The sequence below is a fragment of the Thermanaeromonas sp. DSM 22490 genome, from assembly GCF_056378755.1.
The window spans coordinates 115,568-122,081 of the sequence record NZ_JBJHHE010000006.1 but is presented as its reverse complement, the minus strand read 5'-3'; the positions used below and the strand labels follow the sequence as shown (position 1 = coordinate 122,081).

The window sequence follows — 6,514 nt, the reverse complement described above, 5'->3', positions numbered from 1 at the left end:
TACTATTAACCAAATTAGGTTTATCTTTCCACGCTTAAAATTTTTAAATTCGTGTCTTGACAAAGGGGTCCACCTTAACCGTCCCTTAGGCTTAGGCTTAATTCTTCTAAGAGCTTCTGGGCCGTAATAAATACTACTCGATATTTGGCCATGCAGGCTTTAATGCCCAGGGCTACTGCTAAGTGGGTCTTACCTACTCCGGGCGAAGCAGTCACATACTGCACACTATCTTGGAGATATAAAGGTTTACTACCCCTGGCACCCACTTTTTGGGCAGGAACTCAAGGTATACCGGCATCACAAGGAACAAGGTACTTTGTATTACGTGGTACAACTTTCGGATGGTACCTTCACCCACCTTCCGGCCTGGATGGCCAATGCAGAGATATGCCAAGGCCTGGAGGTTATAGGTACACCCCTGGTCTCCCTTAATTCTCTTATAGCCTTATGGAATATTTTGCACCCTGGGCAGGAAAACCCCAGTTTTTCCCGAAGTTCTTCTAAGAGAGCTACGGTTGAAGGAGAAGGTAGTGAAGAAGAAAGAAGCCACATACCAACAGGTGTTTCTATTCGGGAAAGAAGGGATCTGGGATCAGTTGCCACCAAAGGTACAGGAGAAAGCTCTGGTACTGTGCACTCGGATGGTAATGGAGCTGTTCCGGCGGGCCCAGAGGGAGGTGAAAACGGATGAACCCGAAAATCACCTCTGAGCATTTAATCCGCCGGGCAGTGGTATATATCCGTCAATCCTCCATGGAACAGGTACGTAACAACCTGGAAAGCCAGCGGCGCCAGTATGCTCTAAGGGATACCGCCTATGAAATGGGCTGGACAGAGGTGGAGATTATTGATGAAGACCTGGGGCGTTCCGGTGCTTCCTCGCATAACAGGACAGGGTTTTTAAGGCTTGTAGCCGAGGTTTCCATGAAAGAAGTGGGGGCTGTCTTTTGCCTGGAAGCCTCCCGCTTAGCCCGCAATAACCGCGACTGGGCGCAACTAGTAGACATCTGTTCCCTGGTGGGGACCCTCATTATTGACCATGATGGGGTTTACGACCCTCGTCTTTTGAATGACCGGCTGCTCCTGGGCTTAAAAGGAACCATGAGCGAATTTGAACTGGGTTTGATCCGCCAGCGGGCGCTGGAAGCTTTAAAAGGTATGGCCCGGCGAGGAGAACTTCTTACTACGGTTCCTGCTGGCTATGTTCGCACCCGGGACAACCGTTTAGAAAAGGACCCTGACCTGCGGGTACAACAAGCAATTAAGCTCGTCTTTACCAAATCCGCCGAGTACGGCAGCGCACGCCAGGTTCTCCTCTGGTTTAGGCAGGAGGGCATCTCCCTTCCGGTTGTCCAGTATGGGTTGGAGGGTCCCGAGACCCAATGGAGGCTGCCCGTTTACAATACAGTGCTCCACATATTGCAAAATCCAATCTATGCGGGGGTATATGCCTACGGCCGTACCCAAACCGTGGTTCGTACGGTGGAAGGTCAGGCCATAAAATTACGGAGTCACCGGGTTCCGCAGGAGGAGTGGGAGGTATTTATACCCGACCACCATGAAGGGTATATTACCCTGGCCACTTACGGAAGAAACCAAAAGCAGATACAGGAGAATGCTGGCATGAGGGGTACGGGCAGCCGGGGACCTGCTCGTAAGGGAAAAAGTCTTTTGGCCGGCCTGTTGCGCTGCCGCCGCTGCGGCCGGAAATTGCACGTAACCTATTCGGGCAGCCAGGGGAACGTGCCCCGGTATTCCTGCCGTGGGGCGGCTATCAAGTATGGAACCGCCAAGTGTCTTTCCTTTGGCGGATTGGCTTTAGACCGGGCCATAGAACAAGAAGTATTAAAGGCCATTAAACCGGAAGCCATAAGGGCCACTTTGGCCCGTCAGGAGGAGCTTTACAGCAGTGAAACCGAACACCGCCGGGCCATGGAACTAGCCCTGACCCAGGCCGAATATGAAGCGGAAAGGGCTTTTCGGCAGTACAACGCTACCGAGCCGGAGAACAGGCTGGTGGCAGCGGAATTGGAACGTCGGTGGAACCTGGCGTTAGAAGAAGTAGAGCGCCTTAAAACAGAACTAAAGAAAGCTCCCCAACCTTGTCCTGATCCAGAAGAGTTCGCTTATCTCCTCGCCTTAGCCGAAGATTTTCCTCGGGTGTGGCACGACCCCGGCACCGACAAAGCCCTGAAGAAACGGATCGTCCGTACCCTCATCGAGGAAATCATGGTGGATGTAGATGAAGAACAAGCCTTCATTGATGTCGTTATTCACTGGGCCGGAGGATACCATACCACCCTTAAAGTCAAGAAAAACCGCACCGGCCAGCATCAACATTCCACCAGCCGGGAGGTTGTTGAACTGGTGCGGGACCTGGCTCACGTGGCTTCCGATAGAGAGGTTGCGCGGATCCTTAACCGGCTAAAGCTTAAGACAGGTAAGGATAACACCTGGACCGAAGGCCGGGTACGGACGCTAAGGAACTACCACGGTATTCCTCCCTATTCCTCGGAAGAACAGGCCCGGACTGGCTGGCTAAACATGGCCCAGGCCGCCGAATACCTGGGGATTAGCCCCATGTCGGTCCGGCGGTTGCTTTCGGCAGGGACAATTCCAGGGAAACAAATTATTGCCTATGCGCCTTGGATGATAAGAAAGGAAGATTTGGACACTGAAGAAGTGAAATCCGCGGTTTCAGCCATAAAAGCAGGTAGGCGGTCTCCGCTACCAGAAGATCCGCATCAAATAAAGCTAGATTTCCCAAGCATGTAGCAAGGAGGGGCATTATGTCGTTGGATCGGGCGGACCCAGGAAGGTCACATTTTCCTTTTTCTCCACAAAATCCAGGGAGCTTAAAGCGATATTTCTTTTTCCCGTAATGACGGTTGAAAGCTAAAGTCGAATTCCTCCAGTGTTTTAATGAAGGGAAAACGCGCTTTATTGATTTTAGTCTTGACCGTGCCTTCATTTTTCCTTTTTAATTCCTCTTCAAAGAGGAGGGAGAGGTATTCTGTATAAGAGAGGTTGTTTTGCGAAGCCTTCTCTGTTACCTCCTGGTAGTGAGCGAGCATCCCTTTTAGTTTTAAGGCCTGCATCTGGCTTTCCAGGTAACCGGTTAGCTTGTTGCTCATGAAACTGCCGCCTCGCTTTCTTCCAGGGCATAACAGGAAAGGTCACGTTTGATTTTACTCGCCGGCACATTTAAATTTGCCGCCTCATTAGCCAAAGAAAGCGGGGCCATTTCATTCCTCTCTAAGAGCCTTTTAATACTGTTTTTGTGATAAGAACCGATTTTCAGGCATTCTTTTATGGCCGCCGCAATATCTTCATTGGTATATATGTTTTGATAGCTTAAGATTTCTGATAGGTGCCAGTACAGGTTGGCTCCGGTCTGTTCGCTCAATCCTTCCAGATACCTTTGGCCCTCTTCCCCAAAAGTGCTAATAAACTTCCCGGCCAGGGCGGAACGAACCTTGGTTTTCTTTTCCTGATATTGACGGTTGATAGCTTCGTGTTCGGGGTGAAGGGGACGAACGGTTTGTTTTTTAAGGTCAAGGTCGAACTCCGCTACCAACACCCCTGCTTCGTCATACACTTTCATGTGCCAGCCATAGATGTTTTCTACCCATACCTTCCTGGCGCAGTAACGCATGGGTACGGGGTAAAGATTGCCTTCATGGGAAATATAACCGTCATTGCTTACCTTCCGGGGTTCTTTATGTTGTAATAAAGCCGGGTCAATAAAAGGTATTTTTAAAAGATGCTCTTTTTCTTCGGCAAACATCTCTTCCGGCGGCCGGCCTAACTTGCTGTGGGGTCTTTTGTTGTAGGCCTCCTGGAATTCAAAGAGCTTGGCGGCAAATTCGTTTAAACTGGTCACTTCCAGACCACGCAGCAATTGTTCCTGGACATAGTAAAAGGGGCGTTCTACCTTTCCTTTTGTCCGGGGACGGTAGTTTTCGCAAGCTGAGGGCTGGATGCCATATAGCCCACAGAATTTCAGAAACTCGTCATTATACCGGACGATACCGTCCTTCTGGTGGGTGATAACCATTTGCTTGCCGTTATCTATCACTAACTCCAGAGCATAACCACCGAAAAACTTAAAGGCTTCGCTAAGGGCTCGGATCACATCGGCAGTGGTTATGCTTAAGGAGAAAGTGTAAAATTTCATCCGGCTGTAGGATAACACCACTTCGTGGAGATATATTTTTACCGGCTTTCCGTCTACCAGTAGCACCCATTCCTTCCAATCATACTGCATCTGCTCGCCCGGGCCGGTTTCTACCCGGGTGGTGGCTAATTTAGCGGTCTTATCTTCTCCCTTAATGGAACGCAGGAAACGGTGTACACTGGATAATGAGCCGTTATAGCCTTTCTCTACCAGTTCTTTGTGGATCCTCGTCCCAATATATCCTTTATCGAGCATGACCTTGATTTGTTCTTCATATTTATCCAGTTCTTTTTCGTACTCCCTGGCTTTAAACTGTGGCGGATGGGATTCTTTGAGGTACTTTCTAACGGTATTCCTGGATACACCCACTGTCCTGGCTATTTGCCTGATGCCGACCCCTTGGGCATACATTGCCTTGATGCGCTGCCATTTGTACATGCTGACCACCTCTTTTGCCTCCCCCTCTCGAGGGAGATTTTATCATAAGGTGGGTCAGTTTTATTTGACGATCTGGGGTCAATTCTATTTTACGATCTAAACCTATGAGGGATTGAAACATGTTCGTTCATAATGTAAGTGCAAGCACAAAATATGTTTGCAGCCTACCTATGAGGGATTGAAACAGGCTATATCCGCCATTTGGTCGGCGGTCAAGTCGGTTTGCAGCCTACCTATGAGGGATTGAAACTCCACCGCTGGCACTCGCCGTCGGCTTCATAGATGGTTTGCAGCCTACCTATGAGGGATTGAAACCTAACGTCGTACACCCTGTATTTCCATGGTGGGTCGGCCGTTTGCAGCCTACCTATGAGGGATTGAAACCTGGAACAGTATATCGCATTGCAGTGAATACTAATTGTTTGCAGCCTACCTATGAGGGATTGAAACAAGATAAGCCCGGAGCATAGGCCCGACGAGCCCGCTCCGTTTGCAGCCTACCTATGAGGGATTGAAACATTAAACTCAAAGGAGTACCACAAAGATGGATCAGCAGTGTGCAGCCTACCTATGAGGGATTGAAACGGTGACCTCGCTCCGGGTACCGCTCGCGACCATATTCCTCCCTTAAACGTTCAAAAATACGCCTAGAGGTGTGCCGATGTTTGGGTGGGCGCAGTTGATCTTCTTGGAGCCACTGGTGTATGATTGGGAGGAAAGGACCGATAGCCCGTTTAGTTCTTTCTTTTGTCAGGTGGTACTTAGGAGGCTCGGCGTCAGCTATAGCCCGCTTAACAGTTTTACTTGGCTACCTTCAGCATCCGGCTTATGGCCCGGATGGAGTGCCCCTCCTTAAAGTACAGTTCTCTAATGCGTTCCTTAGTGTCCACCCTGATCATCCTCCTTTCAACCTCCTGTACGCCATGTGAAGTGTGGCTAAGTATAGCGTACAGGATTTTGGTCGGGGTGGACACCTTTTTATTTATCACGGTGGTTCCTTTTTATTTTATCACTACCAAAATATTACAAAGAACTTCCAGGAACTGCTTTCCCGATAAGTTATTGTCGTAACCACTTGCTGGTTTTATAATAGCTTTAAGATAAAGATTAATTGGTGGTAATGAACTGGAACAGGCCATCGTCAAAGTTTCCAGTAAGCGGCAGATAACGTTGCCTGCCGTAATTTATAAAAAGCTTGGTATTCGGCCGGGACAAAAATTATTGCTCGAAGTTCAAGGGGACAAAATTATCCTTTCACCAAAAATCACAAGTTACACAGAATTACTAGCCGGTTCGCTGAAGGATATTTATGGCCGAACTGCAGAAGAGGTCGACGCCTATGTTAGGCAGGAACGCGAAACATGGGACAAAACGCTTTCTTAAACAAAATTGCTAACGTTCAGCGCTTACTACTTGATACCAATACGATAATCTATTTTTTGCAGGGTATTAGCCCTTACGATGCCATCTTAAATCCTTTGTTCCGTCTTTTGGAAGAAAGGAAGCTACAAGGAGTCATTTCTGTAATTACGGAAGCTGAACTCCTGGTTGGGCCTCTTAAAAGGGATAACAAAGAAGCTCTAGCAAAGGTGAAGCTATTGCTTAGCGAGTTTCCCGGTCTCAAGGCGATCCTCATCTCGCGTCGGATCGCGCGAATGGCTGCTTCAATCAGAGCCAAAACTAATCTGCGTCTTCCCGATGCACTCATCATCTCCACAGCTAAAGTAACTGGTTGTGAGACAATTATCAGCTACGATCTATCCTGGTCCAAAATTGATGTGCCAGAGTTACTCGTCCTCGATGATTATATCTAGAGGCTATATTTTCATCCACCGCGAATTGGCCTCTTAAATAACGCCGTTATCCCGGAAAACTATGCCTGGGCGGTAAAGGAAGTGC

General features: G+C 48.7%; 6 protein-coding genes, 1 pseudogene and 1 CRISPR repeat array. Of the genes and pseudogenes, 4 read left to right on the top strand and 3 right to left on the bottom strand.

Annotation, left to right across the window (positions count from 1 at the left end; translation table 11 throughout):
• Window positions 1–77: 77 nt before the first annotated feature.
• Window positions 78–203, bottom strand: a pseudogene (locus AC1BI1_RS06315) (ATP-binding protein); the annotation flags it as partial.
• Between the two features lie 113 nt (window positions 204–316).
• On the opposite strand from AC1BI1_RS06315, the gene AC1BI1_RS06310 reads away from it, so the two are divergent.
• Window positions 317–691: a hypothetical protein gene (locus tag AC1BI1_RS06310; protein WP_476716432.1), complete on the top strand. Its 375-nt coding sequence runs from the start codon at window positions 317–319 to the stop codon at window positions 689–691.
• Window positions 688–2,775 carry a recombinase family protein gene (locus AC1BI1_RS06305; RefSeq protein ID WP_476716431.1) on the top strand — a complete coding sequence of 696 codons (2,088 nt, stop codon included), beginning with the start codon at window positions 688–690 and terminating at the stop codon, window positions 2,773–2,775. The genes AC1BI1_RS06310 and AC1BI1_RS06305 overlap by 4 nt, the downstream gene beginning before the upstream one ends.
• An 80-nt stretch (window positions 2,776–2,855) precedes the next feature.
• On the opposite strand, the gene AC1BI1_RS06300 is transcribed toward AC1BI1_RS06305, so the two are convergent.
• Together AC1BI1_RS06300 and istA are read right to left on the bottom strand one after the other, a co-directional pair.
• The gene (locus AC1BI1_RS06300; protein WP_476716430.1) at window positions 2,856–3,134 is read right to left on the bottom strand and encodes an ATP-binding protein; all 279 of its coding nucleotides are present in this window, start codon (window positions 3,132–3,134) and stop codon (window positions 2,856–2,858) included.
• A complete protein-coding gene (gene istA / locus AC1BI1_RS06295; RefSeq protein WP_476716439.1) occupies window positions 3,131–4,615 on the bottom strand; it encodes an IS21 family transposase in 1,485 nt (494 codons plus the stop codon). The genes AC1BI1_RS06300 and istA overlap by 4 nt, the downstream gene beginning before the upstream one ends.
• Window positions 4,616–4,770: 155 nt before the next feature.
• Window positions 4,771–5,200: direct repeats of the CRISPR family, unit length 30 nt; unit sequence GTTTGCAGCCTACCTATGAGGGATTGAAAC.
• 525 nt (window positions 5,201–5,725) lie between these two features.
• On the opposite strand from istA, the gene AC1BI1_RS06290 reads away from it, so the two are divergent.
• Together AC1BI1_RS06290 and AC1BI1_RS06285 are read left to right on the top strand one after the other, a co-directional pair.
• Entirely contained in the window at window positions 5,726–5,998 is a 273-nt protein-coding gene (locus AC1BI1_RS06290; protein WP_476716438.1) for an AbrB/MazE/SpoVT family DNA-binding domain-containing protein, read from the top strand.
• Window positions 5,977–6,429, top strand: coding sequence for a type II toxin-antitoxin system VapC family toxin (locus tag AC1BI1_RS06285; RefSeq protein ID WP_476716429.1), 453 nt, complete (start codon window positions 5,977–5,979; stop codon window positions 6,427–6,429). The genes AC1BI1_RS06290 and AC1BI1_RS06285 overlap by 22 nt, the downstream gene beginning before the upstream one ends.
• The last annotated feature ends 85 nt before the right edge of the window (window positions 6,430–6,514 follow it).